Annotated in this window: 25 protein-coding genes, 3 tRNA genes and 3 other RNA genes; 12 read left to right on the top strand and 19 right to left on the bottom strand. The window is 54.7% G+C overall.

The annotated features are described in order from the left end of the window. Window positions 1-84 precede the first annotated feature (84 nt). Genes bioD through bioB form a run of 4 tightly spaced genes read right to left on the bottom strand, consistent with a single transcriptional unit; the run spans window position 85 to window position 3,691 of the window. The gene (gene bioD / locus WFN87_RS15730) at window positions 85-768 is read right to left on the bottom strand and encodes a dethiobiotin synthase (RefSeq protein WP_336982249.1); all 684 of its coding nucleotides are present in this window, start codon (window positions 766-768) and stop codon (window positions 85-87) included. Then, window positions 761-1,519, bottom strand: a complete 759-nt coding sequence (gene bioC / locus WFN87_RS15725) for a malonyl-ACP O-methyltransferase BioC (RefSeq protein ID WP_166875736.1) — start codon at window positions 1,517-1,519, stop codon at window positions 761-763. The genes bioD and bioC overlap by 8 nt, the downstream gene beginning before the upstream one ends. After that, window positions 1,503-2,654: an 8-amino-7-oxononanoate synthase gene (bioF, locus tag WFN87_RS15720; protein WP_336982248.1), complete on the bottom strand. Its 1,152-nt coding sequence runs from the start codon at window positions 2,652-2,654 to the stop codon at window positions 1,503-1,505. Before bioF ends, bioC begins: the two co-directional genes overlap by 17 nt. Beyond that, window positions 2,651-3,691: a biotin synthase BioB gene (gene bioB, locus WFN87_RS15715; RefSeq protein WP_336982247.1), complete on the bottom strand. Its 1,041-nt coding sequence runs from the start codon at window positions 3,689-3,691 to the stop codon at window positions 2,651-2,653. The genes bioF and bioB overlap by 4 nt, the downstream gene beginning before the upstream one ends. Before the next feature lie 89 nt (window positions 3,692-3,780). On the opposite strand from bioB, the gene bioA reads away from it, so the two are divergent. From bioA to WFN87_RS15700, 3 genes are all read left to right on the top strand, one after another. Further along, window positions 3,781-5,067, top strand: a complete 1,287-nt coding sequence (gene bioA, locus WFN87_RS15710) for an adenosylmethionine--8-amino-7-oxononanoate transaminase (RefSeq protein ID WP_336982246.1) — start codon at window positions 3,781-3,783, stop codon at window positions 5,065-5,067. A 162-nt stretch (window positions 5,068-5,229) separates the two neighbouring features. Then, window positions 5,230-5,469: a hypothetical protein gene (locus tag WFN87_RS15705; RefSeq protein ID WP_008456230.1), complete on the top strand. Its 240-nt coding sequence runs from the start codon at window positions 5,230-5,232 to the stop codon at window positions 5,467-5,469. Between the two features lie 145 nt (window positions 5,470-5,614). Further along, the gene (locus tag WFN87_RS15700) at window positions 5,615-6,883 is read left to right on the top strand and encodes a putative acyl-CoA thioester hydrolase (RefSeq protein WP_008456229.1); all 1,269 of its coding nucleotides are present in this window, start codon (window positions 5,615-5,617) and stop codon (window positions 6,881-6,883) included. Window positions 6,884-6,939: 56 nt separating this feature from the next. On the opposite strand, the gene pgl is transcribed toward WFN87_RS15700, so the two are convergent. Continuing rightward, window positions 6,940-7,938 carry a 6-phosphogluconolactonase gene (gene pgl, locus WFN87_RS15695; RefSeq protein WP_008456226.1) on the bottom strand — a complete coding sequence of 333 codons (999 nt, stop codon included), beginning with the start codon at window positions 7,936-7,938 and terminating at the stop codon, window positions 6,940-6,942. A 128-nt stretch (window positions 7,939-8,066) separates the two neighbouring features. On the opposite strand from pgl, the gene WFN87_RS15690 reads away from it, so the two are divergent. After that, on the top strand, window positions 8,067-8,897 hold the full coding sequence (locus WFN87_RS15690) for a pyridoxal phosphatase (protein WP_166995328.1): 831 nt from the start codon (window positions 8,067-8,069) through the stop codon (window positions 8,895-8,897). Here WFN87_RS15690 and modC read toward each other — a convergent pair whose 3' ends face one another. The 5 genes from modC to WFN87_RS15665 all read right to left on the bottom strand — a co-directional run bounded on the left by modC (window position 8,898) and on the right by WFN87_RS15665 (window position 13,415). Continuing rightward, a complete protein-coding gene (modC, locus tag WFN87_RS15685; protein ID WP_336709390.1) occupies window positions 8,898-9,956 on the bottom strand; it encodes a molybdenum ABC transporter ATP-binding protein ModC in 1,059 nt (352 codons plus the stop codon). Continuing rightward, window positions 9,956-10,648, bottom strand: coding sequence for a molybdate ABC transporter permease subunit (gene modB / locus WFN87_RS15680; protein WP_008456216.1), 693 nt, complete (start codon window positions 10,646-10,648; stop codon window positions 9,956-9,958). The genes modC and modB overlap by 1 nt, the downstream gene beginning before the upstream one ends. Then, window positions 10,645-11,421 (bottom strand): molybdate ABC transporter substrate-binding protein, encoded by a 777-nt coding sequence (modA, locus tag WFN87_RS15675; protein ID WP_166995326.1) that lies wholly within the window; start codon window positions 11,419-11,421, stop codon window positions 10,645-10,647. The genes modB and modA overlap by 4 nt, the downstream gene beginning before the upstream one ends. Window positions 11,422-11,608: 187 nt before the next feature. Further along, complete coding sequence (locus WFN87_RS15670; RefSeq protein WP_008456213.1) at window positions 11,609-11,761, bottom strand: AcrZ family multidrug efflux pump-associated protein; 153 nt, start codon at window positions 11,759-11,761, stop codon at window positions 11,609-11,611. A 91-nt stretch (window positions 11,762-11,852) separates the two neighbouring features. Next, window positions 11,853-13,415, bottom strand: coding sequence for an AbgT family transporter (locus WFN87_RS15665; protein ID WP_166995322.1), 1,563 nt, complete (start codon window positions 13,413-13,415; stop codon window positions 11,853-11,855). 299 nt (window positions 13,416-13,714) lie between these two features. On the opposite strand from WFN87_RS15665, the gene modE reads away from it, so the two are divergent. The 7 genes from modE to gpmA all read left to right on the top strand — a co-directional run bounded on the left by modE (window position 13,715) and on the right by gpmA (window position 21,491). Continuing rightward, window positions 13,715-14,506 (top strand): molybdenum-dependent transcriptional regulator, encoded by a 792-nt coding sequence (gene modE / locus WFN87_RS15660; RefSeq protein ID WP_166995320.1) that lies wholly within the window; start codon window positions 13,715-13,717, stop codon window positions 14,504-14,506. Window positions 14,507-14,583: 77 nt separating this feature from the next. Continuing rightward, window positions 14,584-16,062: a molybdate ABC transporter ATP-binding protein ModF gene (modF, locus tag WFN87_RS15655; RefSeq protein ID WP_008456204.1), complete on the top strand. Its 1,479-nt coding sequence runs from the start codon at window positions 14,584-14,586 to the stop codon at window positions 16,060-16,062. Window positions 16,063-16,271: 209 nt separating this feature from the next. Beyond that, the gene (galE, locus tag WFN87_RS15650; protein ID WP_008456192.1) at window positions 16,272-17,288 is read left to right on the top strand and encodes a UDP-glucose 4-epimerase GalE; all 1,017 of its coding nucleotides are present in this window, start codon (window positions 16,272-16,274) and stop codon (window positions 17,286-17,288) included. A 9-nt stretch (window positions 17,289-17,297) separates the two neighbouring features. Beyond that, window positions 17,298-18,350, top strand: a complete 1,053-nt coding sequence (gene galT, locus WFN87_RS15645) for a galactose-1-phosphate uridylyltransferase (protein ID WP_336982245.1) — start codon at window positions 17,298-17,300, stop codon at window positions 18,348-18,350. Further along, entirely contained in the window at window positions 18,347-19,495 is a 1,149-nt protein-coding gene (galK, locus tag WFN87_RS15640) for a galactokinase (RefSeq protein WP_336982244.1), read from the top strand. The genes galT and galK overlap by 4 nt, the downstream gene beginning before the upstream one ends. After that, the gene (gene galM / locus WFN87_RS15635) at window positions 19,489-20,529 is read left to right on the top strand and encodes a galactose-1-epimerase (RefSeq protein WP_336709353.1); all 1,041 of its coding nucleotides are present in this window, start codon (window positions 19,489-19,491) and stop codon (window positions 20,527-20,529) included. The genes galK and galM overlap by 7 nt, the downstream gene beginning before the upstream one ends. Window positions 20,530-20,738: 209 nt before the next feature. Further along, entirely contained in the window at window positions 20,739-21,491 is a 753-nt protein-coding gene (gene gpmA / locus WFN87_RS15630; RefSeq protein ID WP_008456186.1) for a 2,3-diphosphoglycerate-dependent phosphoglycerate mutase, read from the top strand. A gap of 224 nt (window positions 21,492-21,715) precedes the next feature. Here the strand turns inward: gpmA and aroG are convergent, their stop codons facing one another. Then, window positions 21,716-22,768, bottom strand: coding sequence for a 3-deoxy-7-phosphoheptulonate synthase AroG (gene aroG / locus WFN87_RS15625; protein WP_008456184.1), 1,053 nt, complete (start codon window positions 22,766-22,768; stop codon window positions 21,716-21,718). Between the two features lie 332 nt (window positions 22,769-23,100). On the opposite strand from aroG, the gene zitB reads away from it, so the two are divergent. After that, window positions 23,101-24,036: a CDF family zinc transporter ZitB gene (gene zitB / locus WFN87_RS15620; protein ID WP_336982243.1), complete on the top strand. Its 936-nt coding sequence runs from the start codon at window positions 23,101-23,103 to the stop codon at window positions 24,034-24,036. On the opposite strand, the gene pnuC is transcribed toward zitB, so the two are convergent. The 8 genes from pnuC to WFN87_RS15585 form a co-directional block, all read right to left on the bottom strand. Next, on the bottom strand, window positions 24,037-24,753 hold the full coding sequence (pnuC, locus tag WFN87_RS15615; protein ID WP_166875773.1) for a nicotinamide riboside transporter PnuC: 717 nt from the start codon (window positions 24,751-24,753) through the stop codon (window positions 24,037-24,039). Between the two features lie 23 nt (window positions 24,754-24,776). Next, window positions 24,777-25,838, bottom strand: coding sequence for a quinolinate synthase NadA (gene nadA / locus WFN87_RS15610; RefSeq protein WP_336982295.1), 1,062 nt, complete (start codon window positions 25,836-25,838; stop codon window positions 24,777-24,779). A 380-nt stretch (window positions 25,839-26,218) separates the two neighbouring features. After that, a non-coding RNA gene (locus WFN87_RS24160) (RtT sRNA) lies at window positions 26,219-26,334 on the bottom strand. A gap of 31 nt (window positions 26,335-26,365) precedes the next feature. Next, a tRNA-Lys gene (locus tag WFN87_RS15605) sits at window positions 26,366-26,441 on the bottom strand. A 47-nt stretch (window positions 26,442-26,488) separates the two neighbouring features. Then, window positions 26,489-26,604: non-coding RNA, RtT sRNA (locus tag WFN87_RS15600), on the bottom strand. Between the two features lie 13 nt (window positions 26,605-26,617). Then, a tRNA-Lys gene (locus WFN87_RS15595) sits at window positions 26,618-26,693 on the bottom strand. 46 nt (window positions 26,694-26,739) lie between these two features. Continuing rightward, a non-coding RNA gene (locus WFN87_RS15590) (RtT sRNA) lies at window positions 26,740-26,855 on the bottom strand. A 13-nt stretch (window positions 26,856-26,868) separates the two neighbouring features. Continuing rightward, window positions 26,869-26,944: transfer RNA gene (locus tag WFN87_RS15585), tRNA-Lys, on the bottom strand. Window positions 26,945-26,946: the final 2 nt, after the last annotated feature.

The raw sequence follows: 26,946 nt of genomic DNA, 5'->3' as shown, positions 1-26,946 counted from the left end.
CTTTGTCTGTGGGGAAAAGGTTAAAGCGGGAGCCAGCCCGAGGCTTTGCTGCGGGCCTGGCTTTTGTTGCAGTCGCCTTGCGGCTTAGATCGTAATAACGGAGAGATCGAGGTAGTGACCAAGCTCGGTTTGATCGCTGATCCCCTTAAGCCAGGGAATTTCCCCCAACAGCGGGGCCGGCAGCCGCTGTTTGAGCGTGGCAAGATATTCCGCATGCCTTTTTCCTGCGGGTTGAACACCGTTTGCTACCCAGCCCGCCAGCGGTAAACCAGCGGCCAGCACCGCCTGTACCGTGAGCATTGCATGATTAATGCAGCCAAGTTTCACGCCCACCACTAAAATAACCGGCAGTTGCTCGCTGATGGCCCATTCGGCAAATGTCGTGGTGTCAGACAGCGGGGTAAACCAGCCTCCAGCCCCTTCAACCTGAACCCAGTCGGCTTTTCCGGTAAGATTCTTTAGACCTTCAGACATAGCAGAAAAAGTAATGGGGCGCTGCTCTTCAGCACTAATGATGTGCGGGGAGGTCGGCTCAAGAAAAGCCAACGGATTGATCTCCTCATACGGCAATTTAACCGAACTATTGCGCTGCAGCGCTAACGCATCACTGTTGCGAATGCCTTCAGGGGTCATTTCACTGCCAGAGGCCACAGGCTTATAGCCCACAGAGCGATACCCCGCAGTATTCGCCGCCTGAAGCAGCGCGCAGCTGACGATGGTCTTCCCAACTTCAGTGTCGGTGCCGGTCACAAACCATTTTTTAATCACGTTCAATTACTCCAAAAATTATCTGCCAGCTAAGAGAGAACTGCCCGTCTTGCCGGGGCCACGCTTCGCTGAGCCGCTGCAGTTGCCCACGCGTCAGCAGAGTGTTTTTGCGGCCATCGTGCAGGTGTGTTGCCCCAACGCCTTTTAGCGAACGCATGGCGCTCATGACGTCAGGAAAACGCTGGCTGACGGTGCGGCTGGTTAATACGTAACGCCATGGGCGACACGCCTGGTCAATTTCGGCCAGGGATAAAAACTGGTTGGCATGCGCCCGTTCGTCTACCCCGCGCCAGGCCTCGTGCAGTTCAGGCAGTGAACCTGCCGCAAGCGTGCTGAACGCAATGCATCCACCCGGTTTCGTCACGCGATAAAGCTCGGATAAGCCTTGCTGCAGATCGCTGCACCACTGAACGGCAAGATTACTCCAGGCCAGATCCACCTGGTCATCCGCCAGCGGAATAGACTCGATATCCCCCTCAAGAAAGCGATGCGCCGACTGGGTTTGCTGGCACCGCTCAAGCATCGCTTTCGAGATGTCCAGCGCCAGCACTTCGCTTCCTTTGTCCCGCCAAATTCGGCTGTACCAGCCGGTACCGCAGCCTGCATCCAGCACGCTTACGGCACGGCGGTTTTCCAGCTCGGCCAGCAGGTTATCACCGCAGATACGCTGCAGCTCGGCAAAACGCTCGTAGCTGCCTGCCGCCCGGCTAAACGCTGCGGCGACGGCGGCTTTATCAACAAGCTGCGTCATAAAGCGCCTCCAGCAATGCGTCTATGTCGCCAGAAGTATGCGCGGCCGTAAGGGTGATGCGCAGGCGGGCGCTGCCGGGGGGAACGGTAGGCGGGCGAATGGCTGTTAACCAGAAGCCCCGCTCTTTCAGGCGGGAGGCGAGCTCCAGCGTGCGCTGATTCTCCCCCACAATCAGAGGTTGTATCGCGCTACCTGAATCCGCCAGATTCAGCGAGAGTCGGGCAGCACCCTGCCGAAAACGCAGAATATTTTCAGCAAGCCTTGCTCTGTACTCATCGCCATGCTGAACCACCTTTAACGCGGCCTGAAGCGACACGGCCTGCGCCGGCGGCATCGCGGTGCTGTATATCAAGTGGCGGGCAAACTGCAGCAGGTAAGTTGCAACGTCTTCGTCGCACAATACCGCCGCACCGCTGCCGCCAAATGCTTTGCCAAAGGTGACGACAAGAATATCCGGTTTGATTTTTTGCCGATCGCAACTGCCACGCCCCTCTTTGCCGAGGACACCAATACCGTGCGCGTCGTCGACCATTAACCAACCGTCTGCTTGTCTTGTTGCCTGTGCTATTTCAGCCAGCGGCGCGCTGTCCCCGTCCATGCTGAAGATGCCTTCGGTTAGGACAAGCCGTTCACCTTCATGCGGTTTACCGAGCTGCGTGGCAAGGGCCTGAACGTCGTTGTGATGAAATCTGCGTAGCTGAGCCGGACTTTGCATCGACGCTTCCATCATTGAGGCATGGCAAAGTTTATCGGCGATAAGCGTGTCCGTTTTTTGCGCCAGCGCGGAGATCACCGCCTGGTTTGCGCTGTAGCCGGAGATAAACAACAGCGCTCGCTCAAAGCCGAGCCAATCCGCCAGCTGTTCCTCAAACGCCTGATGTGCACGGCTATACCCCGTGACGTGACCAGACCCGCCGCTGCCAACGCCGAACTGCGTCGCGCCTTTTTGCCAGGCCTCCGTAATCTGCGGGTGATGACTCAGTCCCAGATAATCGTTGCTGGAAAAATTCAAATATTCCCGACCGTTGGCCGAAAAAATACGCCCGTTACCGAGCGTATTGGCCTGTCGGGTGCGAAGGCTGGCGCTGGTCCGCCGTTCGCTTAAAGCCCCGGAGATTCGCTGTGGCCAGCTCATACCGCCGCCGCGTTGTAGTAATTGTCGGTATCGGCGTTCAGGATCTGCCCGGCGAGCTGCTCCTGCTGTTCGTTGTCACCCATTTCGGTGGTGGTTTGCTGCGGATTAAGCCCCAGCTTGCGGAACAGCTGCAGATCTTTGTCCTCTTCTGGGTTCGGCGTCGTCAGCAGTTTGCAGCCGTAGAAAATAGAGTTTGCACCGGCCATAAAACACATTGCCTGCGTCTGCTCGCTCATCTGCTCGCGGCCTGCGGAAAGGCGCACGTAGGAGGTTGGCATCATGATCCGGGCCACCGCGATGGTACGAATAAAATCAAAGGCATCCACGTCTTCGTTATCCGCCAGAGGCGTGCCTTTCACTTTCACCAGCATGTTGATAGGGACGCTTTCTGGTGGCGTTGGCAAATTCGCTAATTGCAGCAGCAGTCCGGCGCGGTCGGTGACGGTTTCACCCAGGCCGACAATCCCACCGGAGCAAACTTTAATCCCTGCATCACGAACTTTATCCAGCGTGTCCAGACGTTCCTGATAGGTTCGGGTCGTGATGATGTTGCCGTAAAATTCCGGGGAGGTGTCCAGATTGTGGTTGTAATAGTCCAGCCCAACGGAGGCCAGGCGCTGCGCCTGTTCATTGGTTAACGTACCGAGCGTCATACAGGTTTCCAGCCCCATAGCGCGAACGCCCTGCACCATCTGCTCAAGGTAAGGCATATCGCGCTCATGCGGGTTCTTCCAGGCGGCCCCCATACAAAAACGTGTCGAACCTGCGTTTTTAGCCTTGCGGGCGGAGTCCAGCACCTGCTCAACTTCCATCAGGCGTTCAGACTCCAGGCCTGTTTTATATCTGGCGCTTTGTGGGCAATATTTACAGTCTTCCGGGCAAGCACCGGTTTTTATAGACAGCAAGGTGCTGACCTGTACCTGTCGGGGATCGAAATGCTGGCGATGCGTCTGCTGCGCTTCAAACAACAGATCCAACAAAGGTTTTTGAAATAAAGCAGTGACCTGCGACATTGTCCAGCGTGCGTGGTGAGCCATGGGGCCTCTCCAAAAGGGGTGTTATGGGAATTCGATTGACGTTATACTCGTAAACCTAAATGTTTTTCAAATGGTTTACAAGTCACCCTATGACCCCTGATGATTTAGCGTTCGACCAGCGACATATCTGGCACCCGTACACCTCGATGAGCCAGCCGCTCCCGGTTTATCCCGTTGTGGCCGCGGCGGGCTGTGAGCTGCAGTTGGCTGACGGACGCATGCTCGTCGACGGCATGTCCTCCTGGTGGGCGGCTATTCATGGCTACAACCACCCGCGACTGAATCAGGCCATGAAGCGCCAGATTGATAGCATGTCACACGTGATGTTCGGCGGTATTACGCACCCACCTGCCGTTGAGCTGTGCCGCAAGCTGGTCGCGATGACACCTGCCCCGCTGGAATGTGTGTTTCTGGCGGACTCCGGTTCCGTCGCCGTTGAGGTCGCCATGAAAATGGCGCTGCAGTACTGGCACGCCAGGGGACAGCCTCGCCAGCGTTTTCTGACCTTCCGCAATGGCTATCACGGCGATACGTTTGGTGCGATGTCAGTCTGCGATCCTGATAACTCGATGCACAGCCTGTGGCAGGGCTATTTGCCTGAGCATCTTTTTGCCCCTGCTCCGCAATGCGGCTTTGGTGATGAATGGAACGAGATGGATATCGTGCCGTTTGCCCGCCTGATGGCTGCTCATCGCGAAGAGATTGCCGCCGTTATTCTGGAGCCTGTCGTCCAGGGCGCGGGGGGCATGCGTTTTTACCACCCTGAATGGCTGCGCCGCCTCCGCCGCATGTGCGACCGGGAGGGGATTCTGCTGATCGCCGACGAGATCGCGACAGGTTTTGGCCGCACCGGGAAACTGTTCGCCTGCGACCACGCGGATATTTCACCGGATATCATGTGTCTCGGCAAAGCGCTAACCGGCGGCACAATGACGCTCTCCGCAACACTTGCCTCCCGCCATGTCGCAGAAACCATCAGCGACGGTGAAGCCGGCTGCTTTATGCACGGTCCTACCTTTATGGGGAACCCGCTCGCCTGCGCGGTTGCCAGTGAAAGCCTGGCGCTCCTGGCGGAAGGAGACTGGCAGCAGCAGGTTCTGGCGATTGAGCAGCAGCTTCGGGAAGGTTTGCTGCCGCTGACGGCGAACGAAAACGTAGCCGACGTGCGCGTACTGGGTGCTATTGGCGTGGTGGAAACACGCCGGCCTGTAGATATGGCCGCTTTGCAGCGTTTCTTTGTCGAACAGGGCGTGTGGATCCGGCCGTTTGGCCGCCTGATCTACCTGATGCCGCCTTATATCATCGGCCCTGAACAGCTGGATAAATTAATTGTGGCCGTCGCGCAGGCGGTAAAAAATCCTGAGTTTTTCAACTAGTTTCTGTTTCAACCGGGTCGGTATCGCTTGCCGGCAGGTCTGTCCTTCCGCTAATCGATTTCTGAAATTAATTTACTCAAATAAATCCAGTTAAGTTATTAATCCCTTCCCGTCTCGCTGCCGATTAACCTTTCACCAGATTCACATCACAGAGAGACAGAAATGAAGAGAACCGTTGTACTCAGCTTCTGCCTGATGGCAGGCAGCGCCCTGGCCGATACCGGCTCGCCCCAGCTAAAGGCGGAGACACAGTCAGTGATTCGCCAGGCGGGTTATCAGTGCGATACCGTGAACAGCGTGTACCCCGCCGCATTCGGAGGTTCACTTACCGTCTCCTGCGATGATGACCACAAATATATTATTCGCAAAAAAAACGGTCAGTACGAAGTAGAAAAAGAATAACAAATCGCTTTTTCATCGCCGAAAAATACCCTCTCCCCCCTTTCTGAAGCCGATTTGCACAAATCGGCTTCCCGTTTCGCTCAACTTAGTATAAAAAGCAGGTTTTGAAATAACCCTCTATTCCACCGTACAGCAAGGAGCAACCTTGAACACATTATCGGTTTCTCGTCGCGCCGCAGCCCTGGCTTTCGCCGTGGCGCTGAGTGCATGTAGCTCAACCCCACCCCAGGACAAACCGTCTACTCAGGTGGCGCCGGGAACCCAGTCCCGCCCGATCCTGGCGGCTGACGAAGCACAGAATTTTGTGGCAGCGCGCTACTTCACCGCGATGAACCCAAATGAAGCCCCGTGGACGCCGTCCTCGATTCGCACGCCTCAGCAGCCTGATTTCGTGGTTGGCCCTGCCGGTACGCCTGGCGTCACTCACACATCAGTCCAGGCCGCGGTGGACGCTGCTATTATCAAGCACAGCAGCTCTCGCCTGTATATCGCCATCATGCCGGGTCAATATGAAGGTACGGTGTATATTCCTGCAGCTTCCGGTAGCGTGACGCTGTACGGCACTTCCGGCAACGCAGATGATGTCAAAATCGGCCTGACGCTGGACTCTGAAATCGACCCGACAACCTGGCGTCGCACCGTTAACCCGGGCGGGAAATACATGCCAGGGAAACCCGCCTGGTACATGTTCGATAACTGCCAGAGCCGCCGCGGCGCGACCGTGGGCGTGATGTGTTCCGCTGCCGTTTGGTCACAGAATAATGGCCTGCAGCTCCAGAACCTGACCATCCAGAACACCCTGGGTGACAGCGTGGACGCCGGCAATCACCAGGCCGTGGCGCTGCGCAGCGATGGCGATAAAGTACAGCTGAATAACGTTCACCTGCTGGGCCGCCAGAACACCTTCTTCGTCACCAACAGCGATGTTCAGAACCGCATGTTGACCAATCGTCAGCCGCGTACGCTGGTAACCAACAGCTACATTGAAGGTGATGTGGATGTGGTCGCAGGCCGCGGTGCCGTGGTGTTTGATAACACTGATTTCCGCCTGGTGAACAGCCGCACCAAAGAAGGTTCCGTGTTCGCACCAGCCACGCTGCCAAACATCTACTACGGCTTCCTGGCAATCAACAGCCGCTTCACCGCAGCCGGTGACGCTCAGTTGGGTCGCTCATGGGATTTAGGCCAGGCCGCAAATGGCCAGGTTGTAATCCGCGACAGCGTGATCAACGAAGGTTTCAACACGGCTAAACCGTGGGGTGATGCGCTGGAGTCCAAGCGTCCGTTCGCGGGCAACATTGGCACCAAAGACGATAAAGGCGCGATCAAACGCGATCTGAATGACCCGAGCTTCAACCGCATGTGGGAGTTCAATAACCGTGGTGTAGGCAGCCCGGTCGTCGAAGAGAAGTAATTTTTAGCTCAGTAAGAAAAAACCTCGCCGCGGCGAGGTTTTTTTATGGCTGACAATCAGTGCGCGTTAATCACAACCCACATTGGGCCCTGCCCGACGGCGTAGCGGCCTTTTTCTTCCAGCAGCCCCTGCTCGCCGTTAATTTTGTACACGGCGGCATGATGGGATTTCTGCCCAACGGCAACCAGGTACTTACCGCTGTGGTCAACGTTGAAGCCGCGAGGCTGCTCTTCCGTAGGCTGGTAGCCTTCGATATTCAGCACGCTGCCATCTTCGGAAACGCTGAAGACGGTAATGATGCTGGCGGTGCGGTCACAGGCATAAAGATGGCGACCGTCCGGGGTGATGTGGATATCGGCAGCCCAGCGGGTACCGGTGAAACCAGGCGGCATAAAGTCCAGCGTCTGCACACATTCAATTTTACCGTGCGGGTCGCGCAGTTCCCAGACATCAACGGTGCTGTTCAGCTCGTTCACGCAATACACATACTGCTGGTTCGGGTGAAATGCCATGTGGCGCGGGCCTGCGCCCTCAACCGTCGTGACCTCAGCAGGCGTTTGCGCCACCAGCTTGCCGTCATCGGACAGCGTGAACAGGCAGATACGATCCTGCTTCAGCGCAGGCGTCCAGAGCGTGCGGTTATCCGGGGAAATATTCGCCGAGTGGCATCCGTCCAGCCCTTCAACCACATCGACGGTTTCGCCCGGCAGGCCATCGTTTTCAAGGCTAATCACCGCCACGTTTGCCGCGTTGTATGACGCGCTGAACAGGAAGCGGCCTTTGCGATCGGTAGAAATGTGGGTTGGGCTGCCCGGCAGAGGTGCCACGCCAGCTTCTGTCAGAGAGCCATCATCCGGCGTAATGCGGTAAGCCACTACGCGAAACTCGGGGCGCACGCCAACGTAAAGGAAGCGTTTATCCGGGCTGATAACCATCGGCTGAACTTGCCCTGGGGCATCAACCACCTGCACAAGGGTCATTTCACCGCTGGCATGCAGCGTCCAGACGTGGATCTGCTGGCTTTCCGGGCTGGCGGTATAAACTGTCTGTTTCATGACTTTACTTTCCTCCTGACGTCGTAAGTAAGCATCATAAGGCCGGCTCACGGCGCGAGCTATTTTGCGCTATAGCGTGAGCGGTGTACCATCGGAACGAACCTTATGAATAATGACTGGAACCCTAAATGAGTTATCGCGTAATTGCTCTCGATCTCGATGGCACCCTACTGACCCCGCAAAAAACCATTCTCCCGGAGTCCATTACGGCCCTTCAGCAAGCTCGCGAAGCGGGCGTGAAAGTGGTTATCGTAACGGGTCGCCATCATGTCGCCATACATCCTTTTTATCAGGCACTGGCTTTGGATACACCTGCAATTTGCTGCAATGGCACTTATTTGTATGATTATCATGCAAAAAAGGTTCTGGCGTCCGATCCTCTTCGCCCGGAGCAGGCCGCACAAATGGTGGATTTACTGGCCGCTCACCGGGTACATGGCCTGATGTACGTCGACGATGCGATGCTTTATCTCGAAAGCTCAGAACACGTCAAAGCCCACGTCGCCCGCACCCAGACCTGGGCGCAATCATTACCTGAACAGCAGCGGCCGGTTTTCCGTAGCGTGCCTTCACTCAAAGAGGCGGCTCAGGATGTGGAGGCTATCTGGAAATTCGCCCTGACGGATTCAGATATTCCTAAGCTCAAGCAGTTTACCGTTGAGGTAGAGCGCGAACTGGATCTCTCCTGCGAGTGGTCGTGGCACGATCAGGTTGACGTCGCCCAGCGAGGCAACAGTAAAGGCGCCCGTCTGGCTCAGTGGGTAGCGTCTCAGGGTCTGGCCATGGATCAGGTGATTGCGTTCGGTGACAACTACAACGATCTGAGCATGCTGGAAAGCGCCGGGATGGGCGTCGCCATGGGCAATGCTGACGACGCAATTAAATCCCGCGCCGATATGACTATCGGCACGAATCTGGAAACCGGAATCGCCGAAACGCTTTATAAGTACGTGCTGTAATCAGGTTGCGATCGACACGCTTTTCACTTGCGCATACAGCCACTGGCCGGGTTTTACCGCCAGTTCGTCCCGGGCCCAGGGGCTGATGCGCGCCCACAGCGTGCGGGAGCCCACTTCGAGCTGAACCTCCACCTGCCCTTCGTCGTCAAAGCACTGGGCAACCCTTGCCCGCAGCACGTTACGAATACTACTGTTAACCGGCGGCTGAAGCACCAGCGAGACGTCAGAAGCCTGGATGCGAATGCGCAGTGGGGCCTGCACCGGTTTGTCGATTTTGTTCACCCACAGGTGCTGATCGCCAAGCGCCAGCGCCGTCATAGCGTAATGAGGATGATGCTCAAGCACGGTCACTTTCAGCACGCTGCTTTGCTGCTCTTTAGGCAGCCACGGATGCATCACGCTGCTGCCCCAAACCTCTTCAAGGTTACCAAACGCTTTAACATTTCCCGCATCCAGCACCAGCACTTTATCCGCCAGATGTAAGATTTCCTCCAGCGAGTGGCTCACGTACAGCATGGGAATATTGATCTCGCGGGCGAGCCGCTGGAGATAAGGCAACAATTCACGTTTACGGGGAATATCCAGAGAGGCTAGCGGCTCGTCCAGCAGCAGCAGTTCCGGCGCGGTCAGAAGTGCCCGTCCAATGGCAACACGCTGCTTTTCACCGCCGGAAAGGCTCCAGGGAAAACGCTCCAGCAACTCTTCGATGCCGAGCAATGCCACCAGCTTATCAAACTGGCCGGCCATGCTTTTTGCCATGCCGTATTTTAAATTGCCGCGAACTCGGTAGTGCGGGAACAGGCGCGCATCCTGGAAGACATAGCCCACCCGGCGTTTTTCCGGCGGCAGATAAAGCTGTTTTTCGGCATCGCTCAGAACGCGATCGTTCAGCACGATACGCCCCTTCTCCGGCTTAGTCAGGCCGCTAATCGCATTGATTAATGAGGTTTTCCCTGCCCCAGAAACGCCAAAAACAGCCGTGATGCCCTGGCCCGGCAGGGTTTCGTTGATTTCCAGCCGGTGCGTACCCAGCGTCTGAACGAAGTTAAGTTCCAGCATCAGTTTGCCCCCATACGCTTGCGGCTGACTCTCGCCAGCCATTCGGCCACCAGCAGCGAGGCCATCGCCAGCGCGATAGCAATCAGGCACAAACGTGCGGCGGCGCTTTCTCCGCCGGGGGTTTGAATCAGGGTATACATGGCCGAAGGCAGCGTTCGGGTTTCACCGGGAATGTTGGACACAAAAGTAATTGTCGCGCCAAACTCGCCCAGCGAGCGGGCAAAAGCCAGCACGGTACCCGCAATAATACCCGGCAACGTTAACGGCAAAGTAATGGTGCAAAAGACACGCCAGCGCCCTGCGCCCAGCGTTCTGGCGGCCTGCTCAAGACGGAGATCAACCCCTTCCAGCGCAAGGCGGATTGCCCTGACCATCAGCGGGAAAGACATAACCGCCGCCGCCAGCACCGCCCCTCGCCAGCTAAAGGCGAAGGTAATGCCAAACCAGTCATACAGCCAGGCACCAATAAAACCGCGGCGGCCAAAAGCCACCAAGAGCAAATAGCCCACCACCACCGGCGGCAGGACTAAGGGAAGATGAATCAGGCTATCGAGCAAGGCTTTGCCCGGGAAGCGGCAACGAACCAGCACCCAGGCAAAGAAGATCCCGACAGGAAGGCTGAAGAGTACCGCAATAGATGAGACTTTTAGGCTTAGCAGTACCGCCTGCCACTCGGGATCGCTCAATATCATTGTTTCGTCGTAAATCCGTATTTTTGGAAGACTTTCGCCGCTTCCGGTCCTTTCAGATAGCTATAGAACGCGGTCACTGACGGGTTATCGTGGCCTTTCACAATCGCAATCGGGTATTCCACTTTCTTGTGGGAATCTTCCGGGAAGGTGCCCACGACTTTTACGCCTTTTCCAGCGACGGCGTCAGAACCGTAAACGATGCCCAGCGGCGCTTCGTCGCGCTCAACCAGCGCCAGCGCACCACGGACATCTTCCGCCGGAGCAAGTTTACTGGATAAACTGTCCCATGCGCCCAGCTTTTGCAGCGCCTCTTTGGCGTATATCCCCGCAGGAACATGATCGGGATCGCCCACGGCCAGACGGCCACCTTTCAGCAGCGATGCCCAGTCGGTTTTCGCATCAATGGTGATGTCGCCCTGCTTGCTGGCGGTTGGCGCAACGACAACCAGGCTGTTACCCAGTAGCGTTTCGCGAGTGTCCGTTTTGATGGTGTCTTTCTCAACAGCATAATCCATCCATTTCTGATCGGCAGAAATAAACAGATCGGCCGGCGCCCCCGCTTCAATCTGGCGAGCGAGCGTGGAAGAAGAGGCAAAAGAAGAAGCAATCTCAACTTTCTTCTCTTTCTGATATTGCGTGGCAATATCCTGCATCGCATTGGTTAACGACGCCGCCGCAAAGACGGTAATTTTACTGCTTTCAGCCAGTGCCTGGCCTGCCAGAGAAACAGATAATGCCGCACCCAGGGCGAGGCGAACCCAACGTTGATTCATGTTTTCACTCCGTTTGTTTCGTTATGTAACGTGAAATATAACGATTGCAATGCGGAAGATACAGAATTTATCGGCAGAAAGAAGAAGGGCTTTAAAGTTCTTGACGGAGATCAACGGAAAGAGCGTATGTAGAGGGCGCTAAGGCGGCAGAAAGAGAAAACCCGGCAAATGCCGGGCCTTCAGGGAATCAGTGATGCTGTTTCGGCTGTTGGTCGCGATGACCGACTTTTGAAAAGACGTTAAACACTTCACCCAATCCGTAGATGAGACCGAGGATCACTGCCATCACAACCGGCACCATGACCACGGCAAACACCAGGCTTTTCAATAACTCGAACATAGTTGCCTCCGGCAAAAACGAGAGTGATTATTCTAGCGTCAGTTGAGAAAAACGCACTCTCCTTTTGTGCCATTTGCCCGCCCGCCTCGGCTTATCCGGCTGACCAGGTATAAGGTGCCGCAATACCAAGCGGCATTTCAAGCCCCCACCATACCAGCAGGAAGAGGCTCCAGCTCACCAGGAAGGCGATAGAATAAGGCATCATCATCGACACCAGCGTGCCCACGCCAGCGCCTTTCACATAGCGCTGGCAGTAAATCACAATCAGCGGGAAGAACACCATCATCGGCGTGATAATGTTTGTGGAAGAATCACCGATGCGGAATGCCGCCTGCGTAAGCTCTGGCGATATCCCAACGGCCATAAGCATCGGTACCATAATAGGCGACAGCAGCGCCCATTTTGCCGAAGCCGAACCAATCAGCAGATTAACCAGCGCCGTCAGCAGCACCATACCGATGATTGTCGCCTCTCCCGGCAGCGCCATGGCTTTCAGGCCGTCCGCCCCCGCCAGCGCCACCAGCGTACCAATATTCGAATCGCTGAAGGCTTTGATAAACAGCGCACAGAAAAACGCCATCACCATATAAGAACCCATTTTGCTCATTGAGTCGTTCATTGCCCCAATGACGTCTTTCCCCGATTTAAAGGTTCCTGCCGCAAAACCATAGACAATGCCCGGCAGGATAAAAATAAGGAAGATAAGCGGCACGATTGACTTCATGATAGGCGCGCCGAAGTCGGTTAACGCGCCTTCAGGGCTGCGCAGCGTTGAGCTTTCAGGCCAGGCAACAGCGGCAAGCCCCAGCAAACTAAGGAGCATCACCAACCCCGCACGACGGAATGCCCGGCTCTCTTCTGGCGTGACGCTGGACATATCTTCATCATGCTTAAAGTCGCCATCAACCGCCATTTTACTGACCCGGGGCTCGACGATTTTCTCCGTCACCCACCAGCCAACGAGAGTAATCAATATTGTTGAGCCGATCCCGAAGAACAGATTACACAGCGTGTTCACGGTATACGTTGAGTCGAGCAGTTGAGCCGCGGCCTGGGTGAAACCTTGCAGCAGCGCGTCGTTCCCGGTTGGCACCATATTGGCCGCAAAGCCACCGGATACGCCGGAAAATGCCGCCGCGATCCCCACCAAAGGATGGCGTCCGGCAGACATAAAAATAATGGCACCGAGAGGGATCACCAGCACATATCCCGCATCCGCCGCGACGTGGCTAAACATAGCGACAAAAATCAGCATCGGCGTCAGCAGTTTTTTCGGCGTAACGCGCAGCATTTTTTTCAGCGCAACGTTAATAAAGCCGGAGCTTTCGGCAACGCCGACGCCCAGCATCGCCACCAGAACAATGCCTAAAGGAGCAAAGCTGGTAAAAGTGGTCACCATCGTAGAAAGCGTAAGCGTTAACGCCTCGGCGGAAAGCAGGTTATTGACCTGCACGGCCTGCTGCGTTACCGGATTAACGATGTCAAACTCCAGCTGTGACAGCACGGCGGATAGCCCCATCACAACCAGTAAAAAATAGAAGAAAATCAGCGCGGGTTCCGGCAGTCGGTTACCAGCTTTTTCGATGGCGTTAAGAAAACCGTTCAGTAAGCGGTTATCTTTTGCCTCATTTCCTTTTGTTGTCGACGTACTCATAGTTGCCCCCAATCCCGACAAATGTCTGTGCTGTCATCCAATGTACGGCAGGGATAATAAAGGTAATGACACGATGAAACTATTCTTTTAATGAAATTAATCTCTGAATAAGACCGGGTTAATAAAAATTAAAATCTAATAAACAGACAAAAACCGGTTATTAATTCGATATAACCGAACAGTAACCCTGAAATTGCTGTGCTCAATCAGGAACGATTTGTCCCCTGGCGGCGAGCTGATATAATTTTCCCCATGATTACAAAGGGAAACGCTGAGCCGGTTTGCGGCGCGGAGAAACTATGCAGGCTGAAATTTTATTAACGCTGAAACTCCAGCAACGGCTGTTCGCCGACCCGCGACGCATTGCGCTGCTTAAACAAATTCGCCACACGGGCTCCATTAGCCAGGGTGCAAAACTGGCGGGTATCAGTTACAAAAGCGCCTGGGATGCCATTAACGAAATGAACCAGTTGGCAGAATCAAACCTGGTTGATCGCGCCACCGGCGGCAAAGGCGGCGGCGGTGCCGTTCTGACACGGTACGGCGAGCGCCTTATTCAGCTTTACGATCTGCTCGCGCAAATTCAACAAAAGGCCTTTGATGTTCTGCAGGATGATGCCCTGCCTTTAGACAGTCTGCTCGCCGCCATTTCCCGCTTTTCGCTGCAAACAAGCGCCCGCAATCAGCTGTTTGGTACGGTACTTAAACGCGATGACGAACAGGTTCAGCAGCACGTCGATATTCTGCTGGCTGACGGTGAAACTCGTCTGAAAGCGGCGATTACCCGCCAAAGCGCAGAGCGGCTTGGGCTGGACGAAGGCAAAGAAGTATTGGTGCTTATCAAAGCGCCGTGGATAGACGTCACCACTGATGCTAATGCGGCGGGCAATGCCGATAACCAGTTGCCGGGCAAAATCAGCAGCATTGAGCAGGGCAAAGAACAAAGTGAAGTGCTGGTTCAGTTGGCGGATGGCCAGACGCTGTGCGCCACCCTGCCGAATATCCACGTAGAACAACAGGCGCTGGCAGAAGGTGCTAAGGTCACAGCATATTTCAATGCAGACAGGGTGATTGTCGCGACACTCTGCTAAAAGTCCGCTTCTCATTGACATCAGCGCAGACACGCCGTATTTCTGTAGCCTCATCGCTGCAAGAAATGGGATAAAACATGTCTGCGTTGCAAATTTCGCAAGGTACGTTTCACCTTAGCGACATAAAAACCCTTACCCTGAACGACCTTACCCTTCGCGCCGGAGAAAGCTGGGCCTTTGTTGGGGCGAACGGCAGCGGCAAATCCGCTCTTGCCCGTGCGCTGGCCGGTAGCCTGCCCATCATGAAGGGCGAACGCCACTGCGGCTTCACCCGCATTGCTCATCTCTCTTTTGAACAGTTGCAAAAGCTGGTCAGCGACGAATGGCAGCGTAATAACACCGATATGCTAAGCGCCGACGAAGACGACACCGGTCGCACCACCGCAGAAATTATACAGGAAGAGGTGGTCGATGAGGCTCGTTGCGGCGAACTGGCCGCGCTGTTTGGCATTGAACATTTGCTCACTCGCCGCTTTAAATACCTGTCGACGGGGGAAACGCGCAAAACGCTGCTTTGCCAGGCGTTGATGTCAGAGCCAGAACTGCTGATCCTGGATGAGCCGTTCGACGGGCTGGACGTGAAATCCCGCCAGCAGTTGGCAAGCCTTCTCGAGCAGCTTAGCGCCCAGGGCTACACCCTGGTTCTGGTCCTGAACCGATTCGATGAAATCCCGGATTTTGTGCAATTTGCCGGCGTGCTGGCGGACTGCACGCTGACAGAAAGTGGTAAAAAGCAGGCGCTACTTGAGCAGGCGCTCATCGCTCAGTTGGCCCACAGCGAGAAGCTGGCGGGCGTGGCGCTCCCGGAAGCTGACGATCCGTCCGCTCGCTATACGCTGCCGGAAAACCAGCCTCGTATTGTGCTTAACGATGGCGTGGTGGAATACAACGATCGCCCTATCCTGCACAAACTTAGCTGGTCAGTGAATCCCGGCGAGCACTGGCAAATTGTCGGCCCTAACGGCGCAGGAAAATCAACGCTACTCAGCCTGATCACAGGGGATCATCCGCAGGGCTACAGCAACGATCTGACGCTGTTTGGCCGCCGCCGGGGCAGCGGCGAGACAATCTGGGATATCAAAAAGCACATTGGGTACGTCAGCAGCAGCCTGCATCTGGATTACCGCGTGAGCACCACCGTGCGAAACGTTATTTTGTCGGGCTATTTTGACTCCATTGGGATCTACCAGGCCGTTTCAGATCGTCAACAGAAGCTGACCCGCGAATGGCTGCATATGTTAGGGATGGATAACGCCACCGCCGATGCGCCATTCCATAGTTTGTCCTGGGGGCAGCAGCGCCTGGCGTTAATCGCCCGCGCGCTGGTTAAGCACCCCACATTGCTGATCCTCGATGAGCCTCTGCAAGGGCTGGATCCGCTCAACCGGCAGCTGATACGCCGCTTTGTCGATATTTTGATTGGCGAGGGAGAAACGCAGCTGCTGTTTGTGTCCCACCACGCCGAAGATGCGCCGCAGTGCATTACCCATCGGCTGACGTTCATACCCGACGGCGACAAATACGGCTACCAGCTGGAAAAAATTCTTCCCGCATAATCTCGCAACACGCGGCGGCTATTCCTGACCTGACTTTCGGAATAGCCGTACGCTTTTATTCTACCTGTCTGTTTTACAATGCCTTGTATACTGCTTTAGCCATATTATTGACGCAGTGTAAACGATACCACTAATCTGGTGCATATCACATTTTTCAGCCATCTGTTATGCTATGGTTATCTTAACCCATAAGCTATATGGAGCGAAAAATGAGAGTTTTGGTCACAGGTGGTAGCGGTTACATTGGAAGTCATACCTGCGTACAATTGCTGCAAAACGGTCATGACGTGGTGATCCTCGATAACCTCTGCAACAGCAAACGCAGCGTACTGCCTGAAATTGAACGTCTGGGCGGCAAGCATCCGCTGTTTATCAACGGTGATATCCGCGACGAAGCCCTGCTGGCAGAAATTTTCCACGATCATCGTATTGACGCCGTAATCCATTTTGCCGGTCTGAAAGCCGTCGGAGAATCGGTGAATAAGCCGCTGGAGTATTACGATAACAACGTGACCGGCACCCTGAAGCTTATCGCCGCCATGCGCGCGGCAAATGTCACTAACTTTATCTTCAGCTCTTCCGCTACCGTTTACGGCGACCAGCCTCAAATCCCTTATGTAGAAAGTTTCCCTACCGGTAAACCCGCCAGCCCTTACGGCCAAAGCAAGCTGATGGTTGAGCAAATTCTTACCGACCTGCAAAAAGCTCAGCCAAACTGGAGCGTTGCGCTGCTGCGCTACTTCAACCCGGTTGGCGCCCATCCGTCGGGCGATATGGGTGAAGATCCTCAGGGCATCCCAAATAACCTGATGCCGTACATCGCGCAGGTTGCCGTAGGCCGCCGTGACTCGCTGGCTATCTTTGGTAACGATTACCCAACCGAAGATGGCACCGGCGTGCGTGATTACATCCACGTGATGGATCTCGCCGACGGCCACGTCGCCGCTATGCAGGCACTGAACGGTAAACCAGGCGTCCATATTTACAACCTGGGCGCAGGCGTCGGCAGCAGCGTGCTCGACGTGGTGAACGCCTTCAGCAAAGCCTGCGGTAAACCGGTGAACTACCACTTTGCCCCTCGTCGTGATGGCGATCTGCCGGCCTACTGGGCCGACGCCACCAAAGCCGACAAAGAACTCAACTGGCGTGTCAGCCGTTCGCTGCAGGAAATGGCAGACGATACCTGGCGCTGGCAGTCACGCCATCCCCAAGGTTATGAAGATTAAGGATATGTGATGGAGCAGTTTAACCCGGTCGATCACCCGCATCGCCGCTATAACCCACTAACGGGTCAATGGATTTTAGTTTCGCCACATCGGGCGAAACGTCCCTGGCAAGGCGCGCAGGAACCCCCTGCGCAAGAAAAACTTCCGGCACACGATCCGGACTGTTTTCTTTGCCCAGGGAATACGCGCGTTACCGGGGATAAAAATCCCGAGTTCACCGGCACTTTCGTTTTTACCAACGATTTTGCGGCGCTGATGACGAACACGCCCGATGCCCCAGTGAACCACGATCCCTTGATGCGTTGCGAAAGCGCGCGCGGTACCAGCCGGGTTATCTGCTTCTCTCCCGACCACAGTAAAACATTGCCAGAGCTTACGCTTCCCGCTCTGGAAGAAGTCGTACAAACCTGGCAACAGCAGACCGCTGAACTGGGGCAGACATACCCGTGGGTTCAGGTATTTGAAAACAAAGGCGCGGCCATGGGCTGCTCCAACCCACATCCTCACGGACAGGTTTGGGCAAACAGCTTTTTGCCTAATGAGGTCGCCCGTGAAGATGCCCTACAACGTGAATATTTCGCCCACCAGGGCACCCCAATGCTGCTGGACTACGTGCAGCGTGAACGGTCGGACGGTAGCCGCACCGTGGTTGAAACCGAACACTGGCTGGCCGTCGTCCCTTACTGGGCAGCCTGGCCGTTCGAAACGCTGCTGCTGCCCAAAACCCACGTCCTGCGTATCACCGACCTCAGTGCAGAACAAGGTGCTGACCTGGCGTTAGCGCTGAAAAAACTCACCAGCCGCTATGACAATCTCTTCCAGTGCTCCTTCCCCTACTCAATGGGCTGGCACGGCGCACCGTTCAACGGTGAAAGCAATCAGCACTGGCAGCTTCACGCGCATTTCTACCCGCCGCTGCTGCGCAGCGCCACGGTACGTAAATTTATGGTCGGCTATGAAATGCTGGCCGAAACCCAACGAGATTTAACCGCAGAGCAAGCCGCAGAACGCTTGCGTGCCGTCAGTGATATCCATTTCCGCCAGTCAGGAGCGTCATTATGAGTCTGAAAGAGAAAACCCAGCGTCTGTTCGCTGAACAATTTGGCTACCCGGCCACCCATGCTATTCAGGCCCCTGGCCGTGTAAACCTGATTGGTGAACACACCGATTACAACGATGGTTTCGTGCTGCCCTGCGCCATTGATTACCAGACGGTTATCAGCTGTGCCAAACGAGACGACCGTATCGTGCGAGTTGTTGCCGCCGATTATGACAATCAACAGGACAGCTTCTCCCTTGATGCCCCTATCGTCTCGCATAACACGCAACAGTGGGCTAACTATGTTCGCGGCGTAGTGAAGCATCTGCAAAAGCGAGATAAAAACTTTTCCGGCGTGGATATGGTGATCGGCGGGAATGTGCCGCAGGGCGCAGGGTTAAGCTCGTCAGCTTCGCTGGAAGTCGCGGTCGGCAAAGTCTTCCAGCATCTGTACCACCTGCCTCTGGATGGCGCTCAGCTGGCCCTCAATGGCCAGGAAGCAGAGAACCAGTTTGTCGGCTGCAACTGCGGCATTATGGATCAGCTGATTTCCGCCCTTGGCAAGAAAGACCACGCCCTGCTGATTGATTGCCGCTCCCTCGGAACGAAAGCGGTCTCCATGCCAAAAGGCGCTGCAGTAGTCATCATCAACAGTAACTTCAAGCGCACGCTGGTGGGGAGCGAATACAACACCCGCCGCGAACAGTGTGAAACCGGTGCCCGTTTCTTTAGCCAGAAAGCCCTGCGCGACGTTGAGCTGGCAAAATTCAATGCCGTAGCGCACGAGCTGGATCCAATTGTTGCCAAACGCGTTCGTCATGTGCTGACCGAAAATATCCGTACCGTGGAAGCCGCAGATGCACTTGCCAAAGGTGACCTGGTTCGCATGGGCCAGCTGATGGCCGAATCTCACGCCTCCATGCGCGATGATTTCGAAATCACCGTGCCACAAATCGATACTCTGGTAGAGATCGTCAAAGCGACGATTGGCGAGAAAGGTGGCGTACGTATGACCGGCGGTGGTTTTGGGGGCTGTATTGTCGCCCTGGTGCCTGAAGATCTCGTTCCGGCCGTGAAACAGGCTGTGGAAGAACAGTACGAGAGCAAAACCGGGATTAAAGAAACCTTCTACGTTTGCAAAGCCTCCGAAGGAGCAGGTCAATGCTAAAAGAGACGCCGCAGCTGGCGCCGGACGGCCAGCCGTTTCGGCTTACCACCCTGCGCAATAGCGCGGGGATGGTTGTCACGCTGATGGACTGGGGCGCGACCTTGCTTTCCTGTCGGGTGCCGCTCAAAGACGGTAGCGTGCGGGAAACGCTGCTGGGCTGCGCTTCGCCTGAGCAGTATTTACAGCAAAGTGCCTTTATGGGTGCGACCGTCGGGCGCTACGCTAACCGTATTGCCGGAGGGAAGCTTACCGTTGGCGGTGAAATGCTCCAGCTTGAGATTAACCAGGGCGAAAATCAGCTTCACGGCGGGCCGGAAGGCTTCGACAAACGCCGCTGGCGCATTGCCGTGCAAAATGAGCAGGCTGTGACGTACGCGCTGGATTCCTGCGATGGCGATCAGGGTTTCCCCGGTAAATTACACACCACGGCGCGCTATGCCTTAACGGAAGATAACCGCATCAGCATCGAGCTTCGTGCCACCGTCGATAAGCCGTGCCCGGTCGGTCTCACCAACCACGCCTACTTCAATCTTGACCGCGTTCAAAGCGATGTGCGGCAGCATAAACTTCAATTGCTGGCCGACAGCTATTTACCGGTCAACGCCAGCGGCTTGCCTGCTGGAGACCTGAAAGAAGTAGTCGACACCAGCTTTGACTTTCGTGAACCTAAAACGCTTGCACAAGATTTTCTGGCCGACGCCGATCAGCAAATCACCAAAGGCTACGACCATGCTTTCCTGTTGCAGGCCAAAGGAGATCTCAGTCAACCCGTGGCACGACTCTGGTCCACCGACGGTGCGCTGGAAATGAACGTGTTTACGACGGCGCCCGCGCTACAGGTCTATAGCGGAAACTATCTGGCGGGCACCCCTGCACGCGATCAAGAAAGCTACAGCGACTGGAACGGTCTGGCGCTGGAGAGCGGCTTCCTGCCGGACAGCCCAAATAACCCGGAATGGCCGCAGCCGGACTGCTGGTTAAAACCGGATGAGACGTATCTCAGCATTACGGAATACCAGTTTCAGCCCCATTAAAACCCATTGCCCTTTTCATTAAGGGCAATTTCTCACCAAATCGCTGACTTTCCCGCCAGATCGAGCCAAAAATATAACAACCTTTTACAACCACCTTACACTCCACGCGCTTTTTCGCTATGTTAAACGTTTATCATTGCCGTGGCTTATGGCGCGGCAATATAATGATAATTGTTATCATTAATCCCAGGCTCATTAAGGAGTAAATCATGGCTGTTACTAAGCTGGTACTGGTTCGTCACGGCGAAAGCCAGTGGAACAACGAAAACCGCTTCACTGGTTGGTATGATGTTGATCTGTCTGATAAAGGTCGTACCGAAGCTAAGGCTGCCGGTAAGCTTCTGAAGGATGAAGGCTTCACTTTCGACTTCGCTTACACCTCTGTGCTGAAACGTGCCATCCACACACTGTGGAACATCCTCGATGAACTGGACCAGGCCTGGCTGCCGGTCGAGAAATCCTGGAAACTGAACGAGCGTCACTACGGCGCCCTGCAGGGTCTGAACAAAGCGGAAACCGCTGAAAAATACGGTGACGAGCAGGTTAAACAGTGGCGTCGCGGCTTCGCGATCACCCCACCAGAGCTGTCTAAAGACGACGAGCGCTTCCCTGGCCACGATCCACGTTACGCTAAACTGACCGACAGCGAACTGCCAACTACCGAAAGCCTGGCGCTGACCATCGACCGCGTAACGCCTTTCTGGAATGAGTCTATTCTGCCACGCATGAAATCCGGCGAGCGCGTTATCGTTGCGGCTCACGGTAACTCCCTGCGCGCACTGGTTAAATACCTGGATAACCTGAGCGAAGATGAGATCCTCGAGCTGAACATCCCTACCGGCGTACCGCTGGTTTATGAGTTCGATGAGAACTTCAAACCGCTGAAACGTTACTACCTGGGCAACGCTGACGAAATCGCAGCGAAAGCCGCCGCAGTAGCCAACCAGGGCAAAGCGAAGTAATTCTCCGCCCATAAAAAAGGCGTGGCAAGCACCACGCCCCAAGACTGCTGACAAACCTATGGTTATAGAAGAAATATCAGAAGGCTTGTTGAAAAACAGGAAAATCAATTCATTGATTTTCGGCTGATAACCACAAAGAGGGAAAAACCACGATTTTTCCGTCTTTGTCAGCAAACAAAAGGCGTGGTAAGCACCACGCCTTTTTTATTGCTCAAATCAGGCCATTAGCCGCGACGAGCTTTTACCGCAGCAGCAAGCTGACGCAGCGCCACTTCTGTATCATCCCAGCCAATGCAGGCGTCGGTAACGCTTTTGCCGTAGACCAGCGGCTCGCCGCTCTCCAGGCTTTGGTTGCCTTCTACCAGATGGCTTTCAATCATCACGCCGATGATAGCCTTTTCGCCGCCGGCAATCTGGCCGCAAACGTCGGCAGAAACATCCATCTGCTTTTTAAACTGTTTGCTGCTGTTGGCGTGGCTGAAATCGATCATCACCTGTGGCTCAAGCCCCGCTTTAACCAGGCCAGCTTTGACCTCTTCCACATGCTTCGCGCTGTAGTTAGGCTCTTTGCCGCCACGCAGAATAATGTGGCAGTCACCGTTCCCGCTAGTGTTAACGATAGCTGAATGGCCCCACTTGGTTACGGACAGGAAGCAGTGCGGCGCTCCAGCAGCGTTGATGGCATCAATCGCAACTTTGATCGTGCCGTCGGTGCCGTTTTTAAAGCCAACCGGGCAAGAGAGGCCGGAAGCCAGTTCGCGGTGTACCTGTGATTCAGTGGTACGCGCGCCGATAGCGCCCCAGCTCATCAGATCCGCCAGATACTGAGGCGTGATCATATCGAGGAATTCCCCCGCCGCTGGCAGGCCGGAATCGTTGATATCCAGCAGCAGTTTACGCGCAATACGCAGACCGTCGTTAATCTGGTAGCTGCTGTCCATGTGCGGATCGTTAATCAGACCTTTCCAGCCCACGGTGGTGCGCGGCTTTTCGAAATAGACGCGCATCACCACTTCCAGTTCGCCCTGAAGCTCTTCACGCAATGCCAGCAGGCGCGCGCCGTACTCTTTGGCGGCTTTGGTGTCGTGGATGGAGCAAGGCCCGATCACCACCAGCAGGCGATCGTCGCTGCCTTTAAGGATTTTATGGATCGCTTTACGCGCCTGAGAGACAGTGTGGGCGGCTTTTTCAGTGGCGGGGAATTTTTCCAACAGCGCTACAGGGGGGAGAAGCTCGTTAATCTCTTTAATTCTTAAGTCGTCGTTCTGATAATTCATGATATTTCCGGGGTCATCCTGATATTTTTCTTCGTTGCAATCCTTTCAATCTAACTCGCATAACCACAAGTGTAAACGGGCTTTTACACTTCTCATAAGTTAATCCTGAAAACTCGAAAAAAACAGTGAAAACATAATGAGAATCGATGGATTAGCGCCATGTTTCAATGCTTACCACTGAAGAATGTTAAATTTTCAATATTGAATGCTATTTTGAAAATTAAGGTCCCATTCCCATTTTTGACTCGCAGGATTTTTCAGCCTCTTTCAACCAGTTGAAACCATGGAGCAGTTATAATTAGCCCACCGGGATTAATTTTTTGCGAGAGATCATGGCGCATTCACACCAACATACCTCTGCTGATAGCAACGTAAAACGCCTGCTGTTTGCCTTTCTCATCACGGCAATTTTTATGGTTGCCGAAGTTATCGGCGGCCTGCTTTCCGGCTCGCTGGCTCTGCTGGCCGATGCCGGCCATATGCTCACCGACACAGCGGCGCTGCTGTTTGCTTTGTTGGCCGTGCATTTTGCTCGTCGGCCGCCCAACGCCCGGCATACCTTTGGCTGGCTGCGCCTGACGACGCTTGCCGCTTTTGTAAACGCTATCGCTTTGGTGGTTATCACCATACTTATCGTCTGGGAAGCGATTCAGCGCTTCTCAAATCCTCAGCCTATTGCAGGCTGGGCAATGCTGACCATTGCGATCGCCGGGCTGCTGGCGAACCTGGTCTCTTTCTGGATCCTGCACAGCGGCAGCGGAGAGAAAAACCTCAACGTCCGTGCGGCAGCGCTGCATGTTCTGGGTGATTTGCTGGGTTCAGTGGGGGCAATTGTGGCCGCGGTGGTGATCCTCTGGACCGGCTGGACGCCGATTGACCCAATCCTGTCGGTGCTGGTGTCCTGCCTGGTGCTACGCAGCGCCTGGAGTTTGTTGAAAGAGAGCGTCAATGAGCTTTTAGAAGGTGCGCCGGGCGCCATCGACATTGCAGCCCTGAAGCGCAATCTTTCCCGCTCGATACCAGAAGTGCGTAACGTGCATCATGTCCATATCTGGCTGGTAGGTGAAAAACCGCTGATGACGCTGCATGTTCAGGTTGTACCGCCCCACGATCATGATGCTTTGCTGGCGCGCATACATCACTTCCTCGAGCACGAGTATCAGATAGAGCATGCCACGGTACAGATGGAGTATCAGGTTTGTCACGGCCCTGACTGCGACCTGAATGAGCATGACCACAGCGCTGGTCATGCCCATCATCACCATTGATCAGGAGAAGGCGCGCGAGCCGGACTGCCGCGCGCTGTTAATCCACATCCGGCTGCCATTCAGCGCAATGAACGTCAGAATGAGGTATTCCAGCGACATCGCGTAAACGCCCTGCAGGGCAAAGATAACCACGCTGATGACGTTAATGACCGTCCACAGCAGCCAGTTTTCCACGTATTTCCGGGTCATAAGAATCATCGCCACAATCGACAGCACCATCATGCACGAGTCCCAGAACGGATAGGCGTCTGGCTGTAGTTCCGGCAAGGTGACGTTCAGCCCCAGACTCTGCATCACAGACACCGCAACCCGGGTCAGGAAGGCAAAGACCGGATCGATAAACAGCGTCATCAACCCAATCGCTGCGACGATAATCACCAGCCATGCAATTGCCTTAGGCAAAGGTAGCCAGCGAATTTGCAGCAGGGATTGATGGTTACTGCTTTGCCGCGACCAGGCGTACCAGCCGTAAATGTTCGCCACAAAAAAGAACAGCTGCAAAAGAAGGCTGGCGTAGAGCTGAATCTGAAAGAAAATGATGGCAAACAGCGTGACGTTAATTAACCCGAAGGCATAGTTGCCTATCTTCTCCAGGCTGGCAAGCCAGATACATAGCAATCCCGCCAGCGTTCCCACGGCTTCAATCCATGATAAGTCATACCCGCCCGCCCCAATGGGGATGTGGACGAGAATGTTCTGCGTGCTAAAAAAATCCATGAACTCCCCAGAGCGTAATACTGTTACGCGTTGCCTTTAATCGTTCGACGCAATTCTGCCGCAAAGTCGAGCATGCGATTAAGTGGAACCAGCGCGCCTTCACGCAGCGCCGCATCCACTTCAATCGTGTGTGCGGCCCCGCCCTGCTCCAGCCCCTCAGCAATCGCTTTAAGCCCGTTCATTGCCATCCACGGGCAATGTGCACAGCTGCGGCAGGTTGCCCCTTCTCCTGCGGTTGGCGCCTCCAGTAGCTCTTTGTCCGGACACGCCTGCTGCATTTTATAAAATATCCCGCGATCTGTAGCCACAATAAGCTGCTGGTGAGGCAGAGTTTTAGCCGCATTGATCAGTTGGCTGGTCGAGCCTACAGCATCGGCCATATCCACCACGGCCTGCGGTGATTCAGGATGAACCAGCACCGCTGCATTCGGGTACAGCGCCTTCATCCGCGCCAGCGCCTGAGTTTTAAATTCATCGTGCACTATGCAGGCACCCTGCCAGCACAGCACATCGGCACCGGTCTGCTTTTGCACGTAGCTGCCAAGGTGGCGATCCGGTGCCCAAATGATTTTCTCACCCAGGCTGTCGAGATGTTCAATCAGTTCTACCGCAATACTGGACGTCACGACCCAGTCCGCCCGGGCTTTTACCGCGGCAGAGGTATTAGCATAGACGACCACCGTGCGATCCGGGTGCTGGTCGCAGAAAGCGTTGAACGCCTCAATCGGACAGCCGAGATCCAGTGAGCATTCGGCATTGAGGGTAGGCATTAAAATGGTTTTTTCGGGGCTAAGGATTTTCGCCGTTTCGCCCATAAAACGAACCCCTGCGACCAGTAACGTGGACGCCGGGTGGTTAGCGCCAAAGCGAGCCATCTCGAGCGAGTCAGAAATACACCCGCCGGTCTCTTCCGCAAGAGACTGGATTTCCGGGTCGGTGTAGTAGTGTGCCACCATCACCGCATCCCGCTCTTTAAGCAGGCGCTTGATTTTTTCGCGATAAAATTCTTTTTCATCCCTGCTCAAAGGCGTGGGTTTCGGTGGGAAGGGATAAACCGCAGTTTCCGGGTCAAACATTACGCTCATCATGCAATCTCGTTTTACTGACTTAACATTACAGGCCAAATAAAGCGTAATTTACGCCATCTTTGGCATTCATTGTTTTATATGCTAAACAAGATAGCGAAATTTAGTCGAAATGTCGTGGGTTATTGCTCGATGCGCAGAGAGAAACAGAGCAGTGGGGAATGAGTGCCAGGAATAACAGTGTTTTCAAATCGCAGATAGCAAAAAGGCGCCTTTAGGGCGCCTTTCTACACTGGTGGGTCGTGCAGGATGATTTCACCCTGGGGGTCGTCGCAAGCGACATGCAAAATCAAAAAGCGATTTTGTCGAACCTGCTGCAGGCTCGAACCCTGCCCGAATTCAGAATAGCAAAAAGGCGCCTTTAGGGCGCCTTTCTACACTGGTGGGTCGTGCAGGATGATTTCACCCTGCGGGTCGTCGCAAGCGACGTGCAAAATCAAAAAGCGATTTTGTCGAACCTGCTGCAGGCTCGAACCCTACCCGAATTAAGAATAGCAAAAAGGCGCCTTTAGGGCGCCTTTCTACACTGGTGGGTCGTGCAGGATTCGAACCTGCGACCAATTGATTAAAAGTCAACTGCTCTACCAACTGAGCTAACGACCCGCTTTATGCGGTTACTACTAACTTCTTTACTGCTTACTACTTTAAAGTGGTGGGTCGTGCAGGATGACTATCACCCTTCGGGCAGTTGTTATCACAACGTTGTTTCGCTTTCGCTCAACTCAAACCTGCTGCAGGTTCGAACCCTTCACGCCTTGCTACTGCTTACTACTTTAAAGTGGTGGGTCGTGCAGGATTCGAACCTGCGACCAATTGATTAAAAGTCAACTGCTCTACCAACTGAGCTAACGACCCACTGTGCGGTTTACTGCAAACTTCTTTACTGCTTACTACTTTAAAGTGTTGGGTCGTGCAGGATGACTATCACCCTTCGGGCCGTTGTTATCACAACGTTGTTTCGCTTTCGCTCAACTCAAACCTGCTACAGGTTCGAACTCTTCACGCCTTGCTACTGCTTACTACTTTAAAGTGGTGGGTCGTGCAGGATTCGAACCTGCGACCAATTGATTAAAAGTCAACTGCTCTACCAACTGAGCTAACGACCCAC

Origin of the sequence: Cedecea sp. AS113, from assembly GCF_037152415.1 — a bacterium.
GTDB lineage: Bacteria > Pseudomonadota > Gammaproteobacteria > Enterobacterales > Enterobacteriaceae > Cedecea.
Note: the sequence above shows the minus strand (reverse complement) of the source record. Positions and strands in the feature narration are given on the sequence as shown.